Annotated in this window: 16 protein-coding genes; 6 read left to right on the top strand and 10 right to left on the bottom strand. The window is 64.2% G+C overall.

Annotation, left to right across the window (positions count from 1 at the left end; all coding sequences use genetic code 11):
* The first annotated feature begins 27 nt into the window (after positions 1–27).
* The 5 genes from LVY65_RS12130 (at position 28) to LVY65_RS12110 (ending at position 8,368) form a co-directional block, all read left to right on the top strand.
* Positions 28–582 (top strand): DUF721 domain-containing protein, encoded by a 555-nt coding sequence (locus tag LVY65_RS12130; protein WP_235068512.1) that lies wholly within the window; start codon positions 28–30, stop codon positions 580–582.
* The gene (locus LVY65_RS12125; protein ID WP_235068511.1) at positions 579–1,331 is read left to right on the top strand and encodes a thioredoxin domain-containing protein; all 753 of its coding nucleotides are present in this window, start codon (positions 579–581) and stop codon (positions 1,329–1,331) included. The genes LVY65_RS12130 and LVY65_RS12125 overlap by 4 nt, the downstream gene beginning before the upstream one ends.
* Positions 1,332–1,361: 30 nt before the next feature.
* Entirely contained in the window at positions 1,362–4,778 is a 3,417-nt protein-coding gene (gene smc, locus LVY65_RS12120) for a chromosome segregation protein SMC (RefSeq protein WP_235068510.1), read from the top strand.
* Positions 4,775–6,124, top strand: a complete 1,350-nt coding sequence (locus tag LVY65_RS12115; protein WP_235068509.1) for a cytochrome P450 — start codon at positions 4,775–4,777, stop codon at positions 6,122–6,124. The genes smc and LVY65_RS12115 overlap by 4 nt, the downstream gene beginning before the upstream one ends.
* An 87-nt stretch (positions 6,125–6,211) precedes the next feature.
* Complete coding sequence (locus LVY65_RS12110; RefSeq protein WP_235068508.1) at positions 6,212–8,368, top strand: TonB-dependent receptor; 2,157 nt, start codon at positions 6,212–6,214, stop codon at positions 8,366–8,368.
* A gap of 39 nt (positions 8,369–8,407) precedes the next feature.
* On the opposite strand, the gene msrA is transcribed toward LVY65_RS12110, so the two are convergent.
* On the bottom strand, positions 8,408–9,082 hold the full coding sequence (msrA, locus tag LVY65_RS12105) for a peptide-methionine (S)-S-oxide reductase MsrA (RefSeq protein WP_235068507.1): 675 nt from the start codon (positions 9,080–9,082) through the stop codon (positions 8,408–8,410).
* Positions 9,083–9,214: 132 nt separating this feature from the next.
* On the opposite strand from msrA, the gene LVY65_RS12100 reads away from it, so the two are divergent.
* On the top strand, positions 9,215–10,972 hold the full coding sequence (locus LVY65_RS12100) for a DUF885 domain-containing protein (RefSeq protein WP_235068506.1): 1,758 nt from the start codon (positions 9,215–9,217) through the stop codon (positions 10,970–10,972).
* 2 nt (positions 10,973–10,974) lie between these two features.
* Here the strand turns inward: LVY65_RS12100 and LVY65_RS12095 are convergent, their stop codons facing one another.
* From LVY65_RS12095 to LVY65_RS12055, 9 genes are all read right to left on the bottom strand, one after another.
* Positions 10,975–11,385, bottom strand: a complete 411-nt coding sequence (locus LVY65_RS12095) for a hypothetical protein (protein ID WP_235068505.1) — start codon at positions 11,383–11,385, stop codon at positions 10,975–10,977.
* 55 nt (positions 11,386–11,440) lie between these two features.
* A complete protein-coding gene (locus LVY65_RS12090) occupies positions 11,441–11,977 on the bottom strand; it encodes a demethoxyubiquinone hydroxylase family protein (protein ID WP_235068504.1) in 537 nt (178 codons plus the stop codon).
* Positions 11,977–12,465, bottom strand: coding sequence for a disulfide bond formation protein B (locus LVY65_RS12085; RefSeq protein ID WP_235068503.1), 489 nt, complete (start codon positions 12,463–12,465; stop codon positions 11,977–11,979). The genes LVY65_RS12090 and LVY65_RS12085 overlap by 1 nt, the downstream gene beginning before the upstream one ends.
* On the bottom strand, positions 12,465–13,799 hold the full coding sequence (locus tag LVY65_RS12080; protein WP_235068502.1) for a S41 family peptidase: 1,335 nt from the start codon (positions 13,797–13,799) through the stop codon (positions 12,465–12,467). The genes LVY65_RS12085 and LVY65_RS12080 overlap by 1 nt, the downstream gene beginning before the upstream one ends.
* Positions 13,800–13,833: 34 nt before the next feature.
* Positions 13,834–15,021 (bottom strand): murein hydrolase activator EnvC family protein, encoded by a 1,188-nt coding sequence (locus LVY65_RS12075; protein ID WP_235068501.1) that lies wholly within the window; start codon positions 15,019–15,021, stop codon positions 13,834–13,836.
* Positions 15,021–15,443 (bottom strand): 23S rRNA (pseudouridine(1915)-N(3))-methyltransferase RlmH, encoded by a 423-nt coding sequence (locus LVY65_RS12070; RefSeq protein ID WP_235068500.1) that lies wholly within the window; start codon positions 15,441–15,443, stop codon positions 15,021–15,023. The genes LVY65_RS12075 and LVY65_RS12070 overlap by 1 nt, the downstream gene beginning before the upstream one ends.
* A 6-nt stretch (positions 15,444–15,449) precedes the next feature.
* Entirely contained in the window at positions 15,450–16,301 is an 852-nt protein-coding gene (locus tag LVY65_RS12065; protein ID WP_235068499.1) for a serine hydrolase, read from the bottom strand.
* Positions 16,298–16,624, bottom strand: coding sequence for a ribosome silencing factor (gene rsfS, locus LVY65_RS12060; RefSeq protein ID WP_235068676.1), 327 nt, complete (start codon positions 16,622–16,624; stop codon positions 16,298–16,300). The genes LVY65_RS12065 and rsfS overlap by 4 nt, the downstream gene beginning before the upstream one ends.
* An 86-nt stretch (positions 16,625–16,710) precedes the next feature.
* A complete protein-coding gene (locus LVY65_RS12055) occupies positions 16,711–17,331 on the bottom strand; it encodes a nicotinate-nucleotide adenylyltransferase (protein WP_235068498.1) in 621 nt (206 codons plus the stop codon).
* Positions 17,332–17,334 lie beyond the last annotated feature (3 nt).

Genomic DNA, 17,334 nt, shown 5'->3' with positions numbered 1-17,334 from the left:
GAAGACGCTATGGCATGGTCGGCGGCGATGGCGAAGTCCCCGCGTTCTGAATCTGCCAACGAAGCTCCGCGCCGCGGCCATGCCCGTTCGGCCGGCGACCTGGTGGGTGACGTTGCAGGCTTGACCTTCAAGCGCTTCGGCTTCGTCCAGGGCGCAGTGGTTAGCCGCTGGGGCGAAATCGTCGGCGAACGCTACGCCAAGGTGTCGACCCCCGAATCGATCCGCTTTCCCGCCGGCAAGAGATCCGCCGGCACGCTGACCCTCAACGTCGAAGGCGCGCATGCTCCGCTAATCCAGCATCTGGCGCCGCTGATCATCGAACGGGTCAATCGCTTCTTCGGTTATGAAGCTATCGACAAGGTTGCTTTCCGCCAGGGCCGCGCCGTGAAACCGGAGCCAAGACCGGTCCGGCCCGCCGCCGCACCCGTGCCCAAGGAATTGGGCGAAGGCCTGCGCCAGATCGCCGATCCCGAACTTCGCGCCTGCCTCGAATCACTGGCCTCCAAGCTGGCCGGTTCACGTGGCGTTCCGGCAGTCGACAATATTCCCAATCCCACCATTCCCGTGATCCGGAGCAAATGAACGTTATGAAGATTTCCTACCTGGCCCTCGCTTCCGCCGCCCTGCTCGCCACCGCCTGCAATGCCGAAAAGGGCGCCGCCAACAGCAGCACTACCGAGGTTACCGCTGCCGCCGTTCCCGCGCCCAACAATGGAGACTGGTCGACCGTCGTCAGGAAAACGCCAGAAGGCGGCTTCGTAATGGGCAATCCGAACGCCAAGGTGAAGTTGGTGGAATTTGGCTCTCTGACCTGCCCGCACTGCGCCGAGTTCGAGCATCTGGGCGGCAAGGCGCTGGTCGACAATTATGTGAAGAAGGGCCTGGTCAGCTGGGAATTCCGCAATTTCGTCCGCGATCCGTTCGACATGACCGCGACCTTGCTCGCCCGCTGCGGCGGCGAAGCGAGCTTCTTCGGCCTGACGCGTAACCTCTTCACCGATCAGAAGGATTGGGTCGGCAAGATCCAGGCCGCCGATCCGGCCAAGGTGCAGGCGCTCCAGGCAATGCCTCCCGCGCAGCAATTCGCGGCAATCGCCGATCTGGGCGGGCTCAAGCAATATGCATCCATGCGCGGAGTGCCGCGGGCCAAGGCCGATCAGTGCCTGGCAAATGAGGCAGAGGTGAACCAGCTGGTCCAGATGAATTCCGACGCTGCGACCACCTACAGCATTCCCGGCACTCCCTCCTTCCTGCTCAACGGATCGCTGCTCGATCAGACCGCCACATGGGAGGCGCTCGAGCCCAAGCTGAAGGAAGCGCTCGCAAGCTAAAATGGATCAAGGGGAAGGGGGTTCGACAGGTTGCGCTTTCGCCGGCTGAAACTCAGCGGCTTCAAGAGCTTCGTCGAGCCTGCCGAGCTGAGGATCGAGCCGGGGCTGACGGGGGTCGTCGGCCCCAACGGCTGCGGCAAGTCGAACCTGCTCGAAGCGATCCGCTGGGTGATGGGCGAAGGTTCGCCCAAGTCGCTCCGTGGCGGCGGGATGGAGGACATCATCTTCGCCGGCACGGCGACTCGCCCGGCACGAGACTTCGCCGAGGTTTCGTTGCTGATCGAACGCACCGCTGACGACGAAGAGGCCGAAGGCGAAAGCGAGGTCACTCGGCGGATTGAGCGTGGCGCGGGGTCCGCCTACCGGATCGACGGCCGCGACGTTCGGCAGAAGGACGTATCGCTGTTGTTTGCGGACGCGGCGACTGGCGCGCATTCCCCGGCATTGGTCAGCCAGGGTCGGATCGGCGCGGTGATCGCCGCCAAGCCGGTCGAGCGCCGGATGATGCTCGAGGAAGCGGCGGGCATCTCCGGCCTTCACGCACGACGCAAGGATGCGGAGCAGAAGCTTCGCGCGACCGAGGCGAATCTTCAGCGCCTCGACGAACTGCTCACCGAGCAAGAAGTCCGTGCTTCTGCCCTCCGGCGCCAGGCACGGGCGGCCGAACGCTATCGAGCGCTGACCGACCGCATCCGGTTGGCGGAAGGCAAGCTGGTCTACGCCCGCTGGGCGGAGGCTGACCGTGCCGCCGCCGAGGCGGCTGAGGAAGCCAGGGCCGCAGAAGTGGAGGTCGCAAGGCTCCAGCAGTCGGTACAGGTCGCGCAGGCGATGCAGGAACAAGTTGCCGCTGTACTTGCCGAACGGCGTGATGCCGCCGTCGCTGCTCGCGACGCAGGCCGGACCCTGGCGCATGAGCTTGCGACGGCGCGCGCCAAGCGCGACACGGTGGTCCGGCGGCTGGCGGAGCTTGAGCGGCAGTCCAAGGCGCTATCGGCCGAAACGGCCCGCGAAGTTGCGCTTAAGGCCGACGCGGCCCGGGCTGTAGAAACGCTCGACCAGGAACGTCGCGCGATCGAGGAGCGGCTTGCAGACGGCGAAGCCATCGCCGCCCGAATCGCCGCGGAGCTGACGCAGGCGGAGGCCGTCTCGCGAGAGGCCGAGGCGGCGCTTGCTGGGGTGCTTGCCCGCGAGGCCGCGATGCGCGCCGAACGGCGGGTCGCTGAGGCGGCACTTGAAGTTGCCCATGCGCAGGCGGGCCGGGTTGCAGTGGAAAGCGAGAGGTTGGCGCAACAGCTTGCGGCGATCGGCGACGGCGCCTCGGAACGACAGACCATCGAAGAGGCCAGCAAGGCGGCCGAGGAAGCTGCCGCCCAATTGGCAGGTGCCGAGGCGGCGCTGGCCCTGGCGGAACAGCAACGGGCCGAAGCCGCCACCAGCCGGGACGTCGCCGAAAGCAAGCTGGCCGCTGCCCGCGCTGCCCTGAGCGCGGCAAAGGCGGAGCGTGATGCTTTGGCTCGGGCGCTCGACCATGGCGGCGGTGCAGCATTGGCCGAGCTCAAGGCCTCACCCGGCTATGAGCGCGCGCTGGCGGCTGCGCTGGGCGAGGATATCGATGCGACCCTTGGGACCGATGGGCCCCGGCGCTGGCAGGGGAGCAAGGCGGAAGCGGGCGATCCACCCCTAGCTCCCGAGCTCGATCGGTTGCTCGATCATGTCGAGGCACCGTCAGCGCTGCATCGGAGGCTCGCTCAGGTCGGCGTTGCCGATGAAGACGGCGGCCAGCAGCTTGCAGTTGGACAGCGGCTGGTGACCCGTGACGGCATTTTGCGACGATGGGACGGGTTCGTAAGCGTCGGCAGCGGCGCCGCGGCCGCAGAGCGATTGCTCCGCGCAAACCGGCTGGCCGAAATCGACCGGCAGCTGCCTGGACTGGAACAGGCTGTCGCCGACGCTGAGGCGGTTCGAGATAGCGCTTCGGCTGCCGTTGAAGCGCACAGGCGTGAAGGCGAGGTTGCGCGAGCGGCGGCCGCCAACGCCGAGCGGGCCAGTCGCGACGCAATCCGCTCTGGAGATTCGGCTGCAGCGGCGCTGGAGCGACTGGATGCGCAGCGCGGTGGGCTGGAGGAGCGTCGATCCGACGTCGCTCCGCTGGCCGAAGCTGCGCAGGAATCGGTCGAAGTAGCGCGACGGGGCCTTGCCGCGCTGCCGGATCCGGATGCGCTCCAGGCCGAGGTTGAGCAAGCGCGGGCCGCGGCATCCGCTGCGGGCGAGGCGGTAGCTGATTGCCGGGCCCGGTCGGCTACCCGGGCGCGCGAATCCGCCGCTGACCGCGAGCGTCATGCTGCGGCAGGGCGCGAGTCAGGAGAATGGCGCACCCGGGGATTGCAGGCCGACCAGCGGCTTGCCGAGACGGCCGCTCGAGCAATGGCGATGGAGGAAGAGCAGGAGGAGTTGGCTGACGAGCCCGAACGCCATGCTGCCGACATCGAACGGCTTGAAAGAGCAGCTGGCGAGAGCGAAGCGGAAATTTCGAAGACGGCCGCGGCCGAACGCGACGCGCAGGAAGCGGTCGCTATCGCCGGGCAGGCACTGGCCGAAGCAGGTGAGGCTTTTGCAGCGGCGCGCGAGGCTCGTGCAGGAGCGGCGGCTCGCGCCGAAGCCCAGATCGGGCGCCGAATGGAATATGCGCGGGTTTGCGGAGAGCGGTTCGAGTGCCCGCCGCCGTTGCTACCCGAACGGCTGGGCTTCGACGCGGACAATCTCGGCGATCCGGAGGTCGAGAAGGAAGTGCTCGACCGGCTGACCGCCGAACGCGAGCGGATCGGGCCCGTCAATCTGGTTGCCGAGCAGGAGTTGTCCGAGCTCGATAGCAGCCGCGAGTCCAATGTTGCCGAGAAGGAGGAGTTGGCCCAGGCGATCCTCCGCCTGCGCGGCTCAATCGGCAGCCTCAACCGTGAGGGGCGGGTTCGGCTGCTCGATGCGTTCCAAAAGGTCGACGGCCATTTTCGCAGCCTGTTCACCACCTTGTTCGATGGCGGCCAGGCGCATCTGGAACTGGTCGAGAGCGATGACCCTCTCGAGGCCGGACTCGAAATCATGGCCCAACCGCCGGGCAAGCGGCTTTCTGCGCTGACCTTGCTTTCGGGCGGCGAACAGGCACTGACCGCGGTTGCTCTCATCTTTGCGCTGTTCCTGACCAATCCTGCGCCGATTTGCGTGCTGGATGAGGTAGACGCACCGCTGGATGACGCCAATGTCGACCGTTTCTGTGATCTCCTGGATCGCATGAGCGGGGAGACCGATACCCGCTACCTGATCGTCACTCACAATGCGGTGACCATGGCCCGGATGCATCGCCTTTACGGCGTGACGATGATCGAGCGCGGCGTCAGTCGCCTGGTTTCGGTCGACCTCGGTGGGGCAGAGGAGCTATTAGCGGCGGAGTGACCCGCCCGTTCATCCCGCCTTATCCTCCGCGCCAGCCACGTCCGGTTGCGACCTGGCGCGGTTTCTTCGGCGAGAGGGCACGCACCTCGGTTTATGGTTGGTCGCAATTCGCCTTCGAAACCAACTATCTGAAGCGCAACATCCTCGGCTTTACCGTTCACATCCTGCTTGATCCGGACATGGTTCAGCACGTGCTGCTGGATAATCCTGCCGCCTATGTGAAGCCCGACATCGTCAAAGACCTGCTCAATCCGATCATTGGCCGCGGCCTGCTGACGTCGGACGGCGACCTGTGGCGCGACCAGCGGCGGATTGTCGCGGCAAGCTTCTCGCCGGCGGCGGTCGATGCACAGCGCGGCAAATTCGTCGAGGCGGCACGGTCGGCAATGAGCGGTTGGAAACACGGCGAGCGGCGAGACATGGCCGCCGAATCGACCCGGACCACGATGACGATCATCGCCCTGGCGCTGTTCGGAGGAGATCCGCGGCTGATATCGGAAGAATCGATGCGGCATATCGCGGCGGCAATCGAGGGTTTCTCCGAGGCGCGGATGCTGGCACTGCTCCGCCTGCCGCAATTCCCGATTACCCCGAAGGGGCGCGCCGGCAAGCGCGGGCAGGTCTTTCTCAGGCGAACGCTCGCCGAAGTGGTCGACGATCGCTGGCACGGGCGCGTGGCGGGCGATTTCCTTACCGGCATGATCGATGCGCTTCGCCAGCGCTTTCCTGACGATGAGGCGCGGGCGCTGGCGGTCGACAACGCGGCGACCTTCTATCTCGCCGGTCACGAGACGACGGCCAACGCGCTCAGCTGGACTCTATACCTTCTCTCCGCACAACCGGAGCTGCAGGAGGAGCTTGCCGCCGAAGCAAAGGCGGCGACGGAGGCCGGCGAGGAAGCCGAGCGGCTAACCGATCGCTTGCCGAGGCTTCGGCTGTTCCTGATGGAATCGCTTCGCCTCTATCCGCCGGTACCGCGCTTCGATCGGCAGGCGCTGGCCGTCGACCGGATCGGTGACGCAGAAGTGGCTCCCGGGGACATTGTGTCGATCTGGCCCTGGTTGCTGCACCGTCATTCGAAATATTGGGACGATCCCGACCGCTTTGAAATCGACCGCTTCGCTGACAAAGGTGGTCGCCATCGATTCCAATATCTGCCCTTTGGCGGGGGCGGCCGGATATGCGTCGGCGCGCAGTTCGCAACCATCGAAGCGCTGACCATTCTCGCGCATTGGCTGAGCGAGTGGCGCTTCATCGATTCGGGTCATCCGGCGAGGGCAGCAGGGATGGTGACCCTGCGTCCTGCTGGCGGCCTGCCGTTGAACCTGGAACGTCGCAAGGATTAAATCATTTCGGGAAAGATTCGCTATTGCGAATGACTATCAGTAACGCTAGTCGCCCCTCAGACCATCCGGTTCTAGGGGAATCCATCGATGTTTCGCGTCTGCGTAGCCGCTTTGCTTGCCACTACTGCACTTGCCGCGCCGGCACTGGCCGCGGATGTGGTAAGCGATGCGGTCGAGTTTGCGGAGCTCGGCGACCCGATCGTCGTGATTGGCGATCGCGGCGGTTATGATGCCAAGGATACAAGCACCGCGACCAAGACCGACACGCCGCTCCAGGACATTCCGCAGGCGATCAGCGTCATCACTTCCCAGCAGATCGCGGATCAGGGGATGGTCTCGATTGCGGACGTACTACGCACTGTTCCTGGCGCGACCGCAGCATCGGGCGAAGGGCATCGCGACCAGGTCCTGCTGCGCGGCCAGAACACCACCGCCGACTTCTTCGTCGACGGCATCCGCGACGACGTTCAATATTATCGCGGGCTCTACAATCTCGACCGGGTCGAGGTGCTAAAAGGTCCTAATGCCATGATCTTCGGCCGCGGCGGTGGCGGCGGGATCATCAATCGGGTAACCAAGAAGGCGCTCAATTCCACCTTCGCGGCCGGTTCGCTTGCGGTCGATAGCCATGGCGCCTGGGGTATCGAGGCAGACCTCAACATGCCCATCGGCCACGGCCTGTCGGGCCGATTCAACGGCGCCTATGAGAATTTCAATAGCTTCCGCGATCATGTCGACGGGCATCGGATCGGTCTCAATCCAACCCTTGGCTGGGAAAATGACATCACGCGGGTCGACCTATCCTATGAATATTCGCATGACCGCCGGGTCGTCGACCGCGGCATTCCATCGGACATTCGCGGCCGTGGCCCGGCGACCGTCGACGATCCCGCCCATCCGCTGAGGGGCGCGCAGGACCAATTTTTCGGCGATCCCGACGTCAACCGCCTGAAGTTCGATGCCCATGTGTTCGACCTGGCCATTAAGCATCGCTTCTCCGACCGGCTTCAATGGACCGGTAAGGCGCGCGTCGGCGACTATGACAAATTCTACCGCAACGCGATGGCCGCAACTCCAGTTGTCAACGGCGACCTGTTCCGCATGGAAGCCTATCAGTCGAAGACCAATCGCAATGCCGTGCTGATCCAGAATGACCTGGTGGCCGAAGCCTCGACTGGCCCTGTCGATCATACGCTTCTCGCCGGTGTCGATTTTGCCAGCCAGGATACTTTCGCCGACCGCCAGCAGGGCTTTTTCGATGACAGCCCGTTGGCCCAGACCGAGAATAGCCGCCGGCGGCTGATCGTATCGCTGGCCAACAGCGATAGCCTGCCGCCAATCACCTTCCGCGACGATCCGTCGCAGCCGGCGACCGCCGCCGATACCGACGCCCGTTCGTGGGGCGTCTATATCCAGGACCAGGCCAAGCTGGGCGACCATGTCGAACTGATCGCCGGCCTTCGCCGCGACTGGTTCAAGCTCGATTTTCACAACCGGATCAATGACGATCGGCTCAGCCGCAAGGATTCCAAATGGTCGCCACGTCTTGGCGTGGTGCTGAAGCCAGTCGAGACGCTGTCGATCTACGGCAGCTGGTCGAAGAGCTTCCTGCCGCAATCGGGCGATCAATTTTCCAGCCTGACCGCAACGACCGCAGCGCTGGCGCCCGAAAAGTTCGTAAATCGGGAGGTCGGACTGAAGTGGGCGGCGCTGCCCGGTCTCGACGTTACGCTCACGGCCTATATCCTGGACCGCACCAACACTCGTGCGACCGATCCGGTCACCCAGCAGACAGTGCTGACAGGCGAGGAGCGATCGAAGGGGATCGAGGCGAGTGCGGTCGGCAAGCTCACCGACAGGCTGTCGATCGCCGCCGCTGCAGCGCTACAGAAGGCCGAGATCACGAAGACCACTGCCGCAGCCGCCGAAGGCCGCGATGTCGCCAGCGTGCCGCATTTCACTGCCTCGCTCTGGGGCCGCTATGAGGTCAATGACCGGCTTGGCCTGGGCCTCGGCATCTATCACCAGTCGAAGATGTTCGCTTCGATCAGCAATGCCGTGGTGGTGCCAGGCTTCACCAGGCTCGACGCCGCAGGCTACATCGGGATCACCGATCAGGTTGCGCTGCAACTCAATGTCGAGAATCTTCTCGACAAACATTATATCGGCCTCGTCCACACCGATAATAATTTGAACCCCGGCGCCCCACGCACCGCGCGCGCGACGCTGCGCTTCAAAATCTAGTCGTAAGGCCGGGCGGCAAATCTCGCCGGCCTTCATTCGTCAACTTTTCCACTGGGCTGGAAACTGGCGCTTCAGGGCAGCCAGCTTGGGCCGGTCGTTGATTACGATGTAAGGGTAGGCCGGGTTACGCCGCATGAAATCCTGATGATAGGGTTCGGCCTCGGCGAAGGCTCCTGTCTCAATCTTGGTGGCGATCGGCCGCTTGAACACGCCGGCTTTGCCCAGCTGGGCGATATAGGCCCGCGCAACGCGCGCCTGTGCGGGCGTCTGGGGGAAGATTGCCGAGCGGTACTGGGTTCCGACGTCGGGACCCTGGCGGTTTACCTCGGTCGGGTCGTGGGCGACGGAGAAGTAGATCCGGAGCAGCTCGGCATAACCCACTTGCTGTGGATCGAAGACGATCCGTACCGCTTCGGCCTTTCCGGTCGTGCCGGAAGATACCGCGTCATAGCTGGCCGTTCGAGCCGAGCCGCCCGCGTAGCCGGTGCGTACGTCTATCACGCCTTTCACATGCTCGTACACGCCCTCGATGCCCCAGAAGCAGCCGCCGGCCAAGACCGCCACTTCGCGCGTCCCCGCCGGGCGCTCGACTACCGCTGCAGGTGGCAATTTGGCACCGCTGTCTGCCGCATTGCGCGTGGACACCGCCGCCGGAAGCGCGACCGCCGCAACGGCCGCCGCAGCAGCGAGGCTGATCTTGATCGTTCGACTCATGTCAATTCTCCTGGTGGAGTATACGCTTGGTACGCCGTGGCGGTTACAGGAAGCTTCCGAACTTTGTCGAAAGCCAGGTTGCGGCCTCGCCATCGCTCCCTAAACTGTTTCCCAAAAGGGGAGGGATTTTCCATGCGCATCCGCACCACGCTGCTCGCCGCCACCATGCTCGCCTTCGCTGCTCCGGCGCTGGCCGGGCCGGTCGAGGATTTCCAGAAGCTGCAGGACGATTATTGGGCGGCGACACTGCGCGATTCACCACTGTTCGCCACCCAGGTGGGCGTGAAGGATTACGACCGGCAAATCGGCCCGCTGAGCCTGGTTGAAATGGATCGCCAGGCCGCGCAGGCGGCCGCCTTCCTCAAGCAGCTCGACGCCATTTCAGCTGCCTCGCTACCCCCTGCCGACCAGGCCAACCGGGCCGTACTCAAGCGCCAGCTGGAAGATGCAATCGAAGCCAATCGCTATGGCGAGCGGCAGCTGCTCTATTCGACGCTCGGCAGCTATCACGATTACCTCGCGGGAATGGCTGATGGCATCCCGTTCCGATCCGCTGGCGATTATGACAATTACCTCGCCCGGCTCGAACTGGTGCCCGACCGGATGCGCTCCTATGGCGAGATCAGCGTCAAGGCGGCGCGCGAAGGCTATGTGCAACCGTGCGTTACCATGACCAATTTCGCGGGAACGATCACCGGGAATATCTCCGCCGACCCCACCCAATCGCGTTTCTACACGCCGTTTGCCGTCCAGAAGCCGGAGAATGTCCCCGCGACCGAGTGGGCCGCGTTTCAGGCCCGGGCAAAAGCCCTGATCACCGCGAAGATCAACCCCGCCTATCAGGCCTTTGCCGATCTTTACGACCGTGACCTCAAGGCCAAATGCCGGCAGAGCGTCGGCGTTTCGGCGATGCCCCAGGGACGCGAATATTATGCCTTCCAGGTTCGCCAGCAGACCACCACCAACCTGACCCCGGATGAAATCCATCAGCTTGGCTTGAGAGAGGTCGCGCGGATACGCGCCGAGATGGTCGAGGTTGCCAAAAAGGCCGGCTTCGCCAGCCGCGAGGCGATGATCGCGGACATGCGAACCAACCCCAAATGGTTCGCCAAGTCTCCTGACGAACTGCTCCAGGTCACCGCGCTGATGGCCAAGACCATCGACGGGAAGATGCCCAGCCTGTTCGGCCGCCTGCCTCGATTGCCCTATGGCATTCGGCCGATGGCACTGGCGACCGCGCCGGGCGATACCACCGCACGATACCAGCCGGGCAGTCCGGACGCGGGCATTGCCGGCTTCTACCTGGTCAACACGACCAAGCTCGACCAGCGGCCGTTCTGGGAAATCCCGGCACTGACGGTCCACGAGGCCGTGCCCGGTCACCACATGCAGATCGCGCTCCAGCAGGAGCTTGATATGCCCGACTGGCGCCGGAACACTGCCTTCTTCACCGCTTTCGTCGAGGGATGGGGTCTCTATTCGGAGCGGCTCGGGATTGAGATGGGGATTTACGACACGCCGCAACGGGACATGGGCCGCCTCGGTTATGAGATGTGGCGCGCCTCTCGCCTGGTGGTCGATACGGGCATCCACTCCAAGGGTTGGACCAAGGAGCAGGCTGTGGCGTTCATGAAGGACAATACGACCCTAACCGACGCCAATATCGATGCGGAGGTGAACCGCTATATTTCCAATCCAGGGCAGGCGCTGGCCTATAAGCTGGGCGAGCTCAAGATCCGCGAGCTCAGGGCAAAAGCCGAAAGGGAGCTTGGGCCCAAGTTCGATCTCCGGCGCTTTCATGATGCGGTACTAGGGCAGGGCGCGGTGCCCCTCGACGCGCTGGAGGCGCAAATCAATGCCTGGATCGCTGCGGAAGAAACTCGAGCCTAGGCTTATTCTTCCGGGGGAGCCGCGCCCGCGGCTTGTTCCTTGCGCTCCTTGACCGCCTGGTTGATCAGCTGCTGCGTGCAACCGGTGAAGCCGCCCGGACCGACCGGTGAACAGCTATTGATGCCGGTACGGCCATAGGTTTCGAAGGCGATCGCGCGGTTCGCCCAGGACTCGCGCGACTGGCGGGAGCCGGTCTGGCGATAGCGTTCGGGAATGCGATAACGCTCGGCTTCCGGCTTGCGGGCGCAGACGACGACCTCGTCGTCGGTCGAACGCGGGCAGGGGTCGGTACCGTAAACGATAATCTCGCTTATCTTGCCGTTCTGGGCGAATGCGGGCGCGGGCGCCACCAAGGCGGGCAGCATTGCGGCCAGAGTCACGGCAGAAAGGGTCAGATACGGCAATTTCGACATGATCACATGTGTCCTTCGTAAGGGCAAAGCGGTCGACTCGCCGTCCCGGTTCCAGTCATATGCGTTTCGACAATTCGATTGCTACCCTGCAACCCGCGCGAATTGCGGCGGTCAGCAGTGGATAGGCGATGGCTTCCTGGGCGCCATGGGCCCGCGCGGTTTCGCGATGTTCGATTTCTTCGGCCTGGAATTCCGCGATGTCGGCTGCGAGTTCATGATCGTCGTCGCCCAATTCGACGAGCTGCTCCGAATAGTGGCGGTCGATTTCGGTTTCGACCGCGTCGGTGCAAGCCATCGCCGCTTTTTCGCTGATCAGCGCCGTGGCCGCGCCGAGTGCAAAGCCTGCCACTTTCCACAACGGCTGCAAGGCCGTCGGTCGGACTCGCCGCTCGGCCATCAACTGGTCGAACCGGTCAAGGTGACGCTGTTCCTGGGCGGCCATCCTGGCGATCTGATGAGCGGCGGGAGAGCTCCGGCCTAATACCGCCAGCTGGCCGGCATAAATTCGCGTCGCACCATATTCGCCGGCCTGGTTGACCCGAAGCATCGACTCCCGGTCGGGTCGCCTGTCGCCGGGGCGCCAGCCACTCATCATTTCCTGCGCCCCGCGAGAATTGCGATGAGCGCCGCGCCGCCGAGCGAAAAGATCGCGTTCCAGCCGGCCATCGAAACGCCAAACAACGACCATTGCACCTGGTCGCAGCGAACTAGCGGAACCTTCAATATGTCTTCCAGGCTGGTCGCTCCGGTCGCGGTGCAACGGGTGATGCCTTCCCAATAACCAAGCTCGACCCCGGCGTGAAAGACGCCAATCGCGCCTGAAATCGCAATCGCCAGAGCGGCCAGCAGCACGAGCGGGCGCGTGCGGGGGGCATTAACCGGTGAGAGGATCGCCGCCAGGGCGAGGAGGATTGCGGCACCGTGCGGCCAGCGTTGCCAATAGCACATCTCGCACGGGTAGAGCCCGCCGATATATTGCGAGCCCAAGGCTCCGCCCAGCAGCGCGGCCGGAACGAGCAGCGCCAACAGGCGCGCCCGTTTGAGGCGCGCCGCGCCCGTCGGCTCCGGCGGAGCAAGCATTAGCGCGAGGCCGTCTTGGCCAGCTGCACTGGCGGCGGTCCCAGCCGCTTGAGCGTCTTCAGCGCATAGTCGAGCTGATAGTCCTTAACGCCCTTCTTCTCGAGCTCCGCGGCGGTGGCGGTGAAACGCGGATCCGGGGTGCTGTCGTCTTCCAGCACCTCGTCCTTGATCTTCGCCTGGCTGACCAGGTGGCGGCGAAGGTCCGCTTCACGCAGTTTGGGCCGCGACTTGTAATCCTCGTCGCTGAGTTGCGGCACCGCAAGATCCGGATCGATCCCGCCAGCCTGCACCGACCTGCCCGACGGCGTATAATAGCGGGCGGTGGTGAGCCGCAGCGCCGACTGCGGCCCGGTCTGGATCACGCTTTGAACCGAACCCTTGCCGAAACTGCGCTCGCCCATGACGATTGCGCGACGATGATCCTGCAGTGCGCCGGCGACAATCTCGGCCGCGGAAGCCGATCCAGCGTCGACCAGCACGATCACCGGTTTGCCTTTCGCAAGGTCACCGGGCTTGGCATAGAAACGCTCGATATCGCTGGCCTCGCGGCCGCGTTCGGATACGATTTCGCCCTGCTCCAGGAAGGCGTCGCTGACTTCGATCGCCTGGTCGAGCAGGCCGCCGGGGTTTGAGCGAAGGTCGACGATGTAACCAAGCGCCCTGCCGCCGGTCGCCTTGTCGATCCCGACCAGCGCCTCGCGAGTCAGTGCCCCAGTCTGCGCCGAGAAGCCGTTGATGTTGATGACACCGACATTGTCCTTCACTTCCCATTTGACCGGCTTGAGCTCGATCCGCTCGCGGGTGATCGAAACGTCGAAGGGCTTGTCGCGGCCCGGGCGGACGATGGTCAGCTTGATCGTCGTGCCGGGCTTGCCGCGCATCTTTTCGACCGCTTCGTCCAGGGTGAAGCCGTAGAGGAATTCGCCATCGATGTGGGTGATGTAGTCGCCAGCCTTGATCCCGGCGCGATCGGCCGGCGTGTCCTCGGTCGGGGCAATGACCTTTACCGCGCCATCCTCGGTCGAAACGGTCAGGCCGAGACCGCCGTAATTTCCATCGGTGGTGGTCTTGAGCTGGGTAAAGTCGGCCGCCTCGGCATAGCTTGAATGCGGATCGAGCGCGGCGAGCATGCCGTCGATGGCACCTTTGATCAGCGTATGGTCGTCGACCTTGTCGACATAATTGGCGCGAACCCGTTCAAATACGCTGAAAAAAGTCTCCAGCTCCTTCTGCGTGTCGGTTTCGGCGGCAGCCATCGCCGTGGTCGCCACTGGAATCATTGCCAGTGCGCCGACGAGGGCGAGTGGAGGGAGAAGCTTTGCTAGGCGTTGCATCAGATAAATTCCTGTCGGTCCGTTGCGTCGCAATTTAGCGGCTGTTGCCGCCATTTGACAGTGGAACAGATGAAGCTGCGATGAAGGCGGGCGAAATTGGCACTCCGTCCCGTCGCAATTCAACTCCGATCGGGCCCAGTGCGCGGCCAAGAATCTCTCCGCGCCGGACCCGGGTCCCTCGCGGCCGGTCGCTTGCCACACCCAACAGCAGGCTGGTCCATCCCCTGCCATGGTCGATGATCACGATGCCGTCCTGGCCGCGGAAAGGCGCTGCGAACACGACCTTTCCATCTGCAGGGACGGTGATTTCGGCGCCCCGGCCGGTATCGAGGCGCAGGCCGCGGGAGACGATCCCGGCCCGATCGACCGATCCCAGGCCATCGATCACGGCACCGGAAGCGGGCAAGCTGTACGCAAAATCGCTTGGTGGAAGTGCCGAGTCGCCACGCATCGGCCGGGCTGGCGCGAAGTCCAGCATCGCGACTGCGGCTGCGGTGGAACGAGCCGCTTGCCGTGCCGCTGCCTCGCTTCCAGCCGCTTCCAGGGCTTCGCCGCTGGCCAGCACCCGGTCGCCGACTCCGAATGCTTCGCCGGCCAGACTCGCGGCGCGCTTCGCAGTCTTGCCCTCCAGCTCGGCAAATTGTTGCTTCCGAAGCATTAGCAAGTCCCGGCTCCGGGCGAGTTCGGCCCGTGCTGCATCGGCATCGGACGCCAGTCGTCGCCGCTCGGCCAACTCGGTCTTGAGCGCTGCGCTCCGCCTCTCGATCACGGGCATGGTCGTGTCGAGCAATGCCTTGACCCGCACCATCTCGTCGACCGAGCCATGGTCGGCAAGTACGAGCAGCGGCGGCTGACGCCCCATTGTCGCGAGCCCGGCGAGCAGTGCGGCCAGCGGAGCGCGTCGGCTGGCCAATCGACGTTCCGCCAATGCTACCTGTGATTGGGCGAGGCGCAGGCTGGCGTCGGATTCACTGATCTTGGCCTCGGCCTCGTCGATGGCAGCGGCCGCTGCGGCCTGCTCCGCACCGAGCCTGGCGGCTTCATCGCCTGCCTTGGCCGCCGCGGCTTCGAGGGACTTCAGCTTGTTTGCGGCCGCTGCCGCCTCGCTGCGGGCATTGGCAAGGGCCGCGTCCGCTGACGCTCCTGCGGGCGGAACCGGTGCACTGGCGGCGGCAAGCAGGATTGGCGCGGCGAGCAAGGCCAGGGTGGCGAATGGGCGCATCATCCCTCCCGATGGTAGGGATGATTGGCAAGGATGCTAGTCGCGCGAAACAATTGTTCAGCCAGCATCGCCCGGGCGAGCATATGCGGCCAGGTCGCGGGGCCGAACGAGAGGAGAAGGTCCGCTTCGCGCTTCGATGCTTCATCGTGCCCGTCGGCGGCGCCGATCAGGAAACGCACTTCGCGCCGTCCGGTATCGCGCCATCCTGCCAGCTTCTTAGCGAACTCCATTGAAGACAGCGCCTTGCCGCGTTCGTCGAGCACCACGGTAATGGCATTGGCTGCTGATTCCGGAAGCTGTCCGCCCCGGTCGGGAAGCTCGGTGACTTTCGTGGGCCAGGAAATGCGCTTCAGGTAGCGGCTGGTCAGTTCACCTTCGGGAGATCGGCCGATTTTTCCTCGCGCGATGATATGCAGCAGCATCCAGCGCTATTGGGCGCGAAGCACGCCGCTAAACGGCGCCCGCAACTCCGCGACGAACCCATCATAAATCGCCCGCGCCGCCTGGGCGATGGTGTTCGGCCGGTCGGATCCGCCACGCGCGAACAGCGCCACGGCAATCCGTCGACCGTCGGGTAGGGTAATGAAGCCCACGTCGCTGGTGAGGCCTGACAAAGTTCCGGTCTTGTGCTCGACCCGCGTTCCGGCGGGCAACAAACCGCGCATCCGGTTCTTGCCGGTCACGCAGCGGCTCATGGTGCTTAGCAAATAAGCCTTTGAGCCGGGCTTCAGTACGTTGCCGCTGTCGATCCGGCGCAATAGCTCGACCATTGCCATCGGCGTGGCCGAATCCCTTGAATCCCACAGGTCGCGCGGCGATTGCAGTAGCTGGGCGATCGTGCGGTCCACACGCATGTTGCTGAATCCATGCCAGCTTACCCATCCCTGGATCGCCTGGGGGCCGCCCAGGTTTCGAATCAAAATGTCTGTCGCCGCATTGTCGCTGTGGATCAGCATCCGCTCGATCAGTTGTTGGGCGGGCTGGCCGGCGATCAGGGTGTCGAGCGAGCGCCGCCCGTAATCGACCTGCTGCAGATAGGCGGCGGCAACCGCGACCTTCATGGTGCTGGCCATCGGAAAAGCCCGATCGCCATTGATGCTGATGGTCTCTCCGCTGCTGAGGTCGAGCGCTGCGATTCCGACGTCGGCAGTCTTTCCGGCGACAAGCGACGACAGCTGCTGCTCAAGGCTCCAGAGGTTCGGCGACGCAGCCGCCGCCGCCGGTTGAGCGGCAAAGGCCAGAAGCCACAGGAAAAATGCCGTAAGTCGCATAAGGCTCATCCGCTTGAGGCAGCACTTACACCGGCGTCATCGCCGAAAGCCCACATTCGCTCCAAATTGTAAAAACTTCGTACCTCCGGGCGGAAAAGATGCACGATAACGTCATCGGCGTCGATCAGCACCCAGTCGGCCACCGGCAAACCCTCGATTCGAACGATTCGGCCGAATTCCTTCTTGATCTTGTCGGCCAGCTTGTTTGCCATCGATGCCACCTGCCGCGACGAGCGGCCGGAAGCGATCACCATATGGTCGGCGATCGACGATTTGCCGGCGAGCGGAATGGTCACGACTTCGACCGCCTGGTCGTCGTCCAGTGATTGCATGACAAGGCTGTGCAGCGCCTCGACGTCGACCGGTTTGATCGAAGCGGCGGTGGGCGCATGTGCAGGATCGGCCAAAGTGACTCCTCTTAGGGGCGAGTGGCCCGCCTCGGCTTCATCGTGAAGCGGCGGTGCCAGTCTGGGTTGGATGCGCGCAAACCTGTGGCGGAAGTACGGTCGGGTGGCAGGCGAAGGAAAATAATCGCCGGTGCACTCCATTCCGTCCAATTTATTGCCTGGTCTGCGGGGCGGACGAAACGCCGCAGCCAGCCCATCGCGCGCGCCGCGCGGGCATCGTCATCATAGCCGGGACGCGACAGAACGGCAATCGGGACCATCCGAGCCAGGCCCCGCCAATCTTTCCACTGGTGGAATTGGGGCACAGTATCCTCGCCCATCAACCAGATGAAGCGAGCCCGCGGCCAGCGCGCCGTAAGGGCAGCGAGCGTGTCGACTGTATAGCGCGTTCCGGCCTTCAACTCGAAATCGCTGACCTTGATCCGGCTCCGCCGAGCCTGGAGGCGCGCCGAGGCCAGGCGCGCCGCGTAGGGGGCCATGTCCCGGGCTTTATCCTTCAGCGGATTTCCTGGCGATACCAGCCACCACACTTCGTCCAGCCCTAGCGCATCCATGGCCGCCAGGCTCATCCGGCGGTGGGCGCGGTGCGCCGGGTTGAAGCTGCCGCCGAGAAGACCGATGCGTCGCGCCATTGC

The sequence above is a fragment of the Sphingomonas cremea genome, assembly GCF_021502585.1.
In the GTDB taxonomy this organism is placed as follows: Bacteria; Pseudomonadota; Alphaproteobacteria; order Sphingomonadales; family Sphingomonadaceae; genus Sphingomicrobium; species Sphingomicrobium cremea.
Note: the sequence above shows the minus strand (reverse complement) of the source record. Positions and strands in the feature narration are given on the sequence as shown.

What these genes read in the sequence shown, in the direction of transcription:
- LVY65_RS12130 (WP_235068512.1), top strand. Translation starts at nt 28, where the DNA reads ATGGCGAAGTCCCCGCGTTCTGAATCTGCCAACGAAGCTCCGCGCCGC.
- LVY65_RS12125 (WP_235068511.1), top strand. Translation starts at nt 579, where the DNA reads ATGAACGTTATGAAGATTTCCTACCTGGCCCTCGCTTCCGCCGCCCTG.
- LVY65_RS12110 (WP_235068508.1), top strand. Translation starts at nt 6,212, where the DNA reads ATGTTTCGCGTCTGCGTAGCCGCTTTGCTTGCCACTACTGCACTTGCC.
- msrA (WP_235068507.1), bottom strand. Translation starts at nt 9,082, where the DNA reads ATGAGTCGAACGATCAAGATCAGCCTCGCTGCTGCGGCGGCCGTTGCG.
- LVY65_RS12100 (WP_235068506.1), top strand. Translation starts at nt 9,215, where the DNA reads ATGCGCATCCGCACCACGCTGCTCGCCGCCACCATGCTCGCCTTCGCT.
- LVY65_RS12095 (WP_235068505.1), bottom strand. Translation starts at nt 11,385, where the DNA reads ATGTCGAAATTGCCGTATCTGACCCTTTCTGCCGTGACTCTGGCCGCA.
- LVY65_RS12090 (WP_235068504.1), bottom strand. Translation starts at nt 11,977, where the DNA reads ATGAGTGGCTGGCGCCCCGGCGACAGGCGACCCGACCGGGAGTCGATG.
- LVY65_RS12085 (WP_235068503.1), bottom strand. Translation starts at nt 12,465, where the DNA reads ATGCTTGCTCCGCCGGAGCCGACGGGCGCGGCGCGCCTCAAACGGGCG.
- LVY65_RS12080 (WP_235068502.1), bottom strand. Translation starts at nt 13,799, where the DNA reads ATGCAACGCCTAGCAAAGCTTCTCCCTCCACTCGCCCTCGTCGGCGCA.
- LVY65_RS12075 (WP_235068501.1), bottom strand. Translation starts at nt 15,021, where the DNA reads ATGCGCCCATTCGCCACCCTGGCCTTGCTCGCCGCGCCAATCCTGCTT.
- LVY65_RS12070 (WP_235068500.1), bottom strand. Translation starts at nt 15,443, where the DNA reads ATGCTGCTGCATATCATCGCGCGAGGAAAAATCGGCCGATCTCCCGAA.
- LVY65_RS12065 (WP_235068499.1), bottom strand. Translation starts at nt 16,301, where the DNA reads ATGAGCCTTATGCGACTTACGGCATTTTTCCTGTGGCTTCTGGCCTTT.
- rsfS (WP_235068676.1), bottom strand. Translation starts at nt 16,624, where the DNA reads ATGCAATCACTGGACGACGACCAGGCGGTCGAAGTCGTGACCATTCCG.
- LVY65_RS12055 (WP_235068498.1), bottom strand. Translation starts at nt 17,331, where the DNA reads ATGGCGCGACGCATCGGTCTTCTCGGCGGCAGCTTCAACCCGGCGCAC.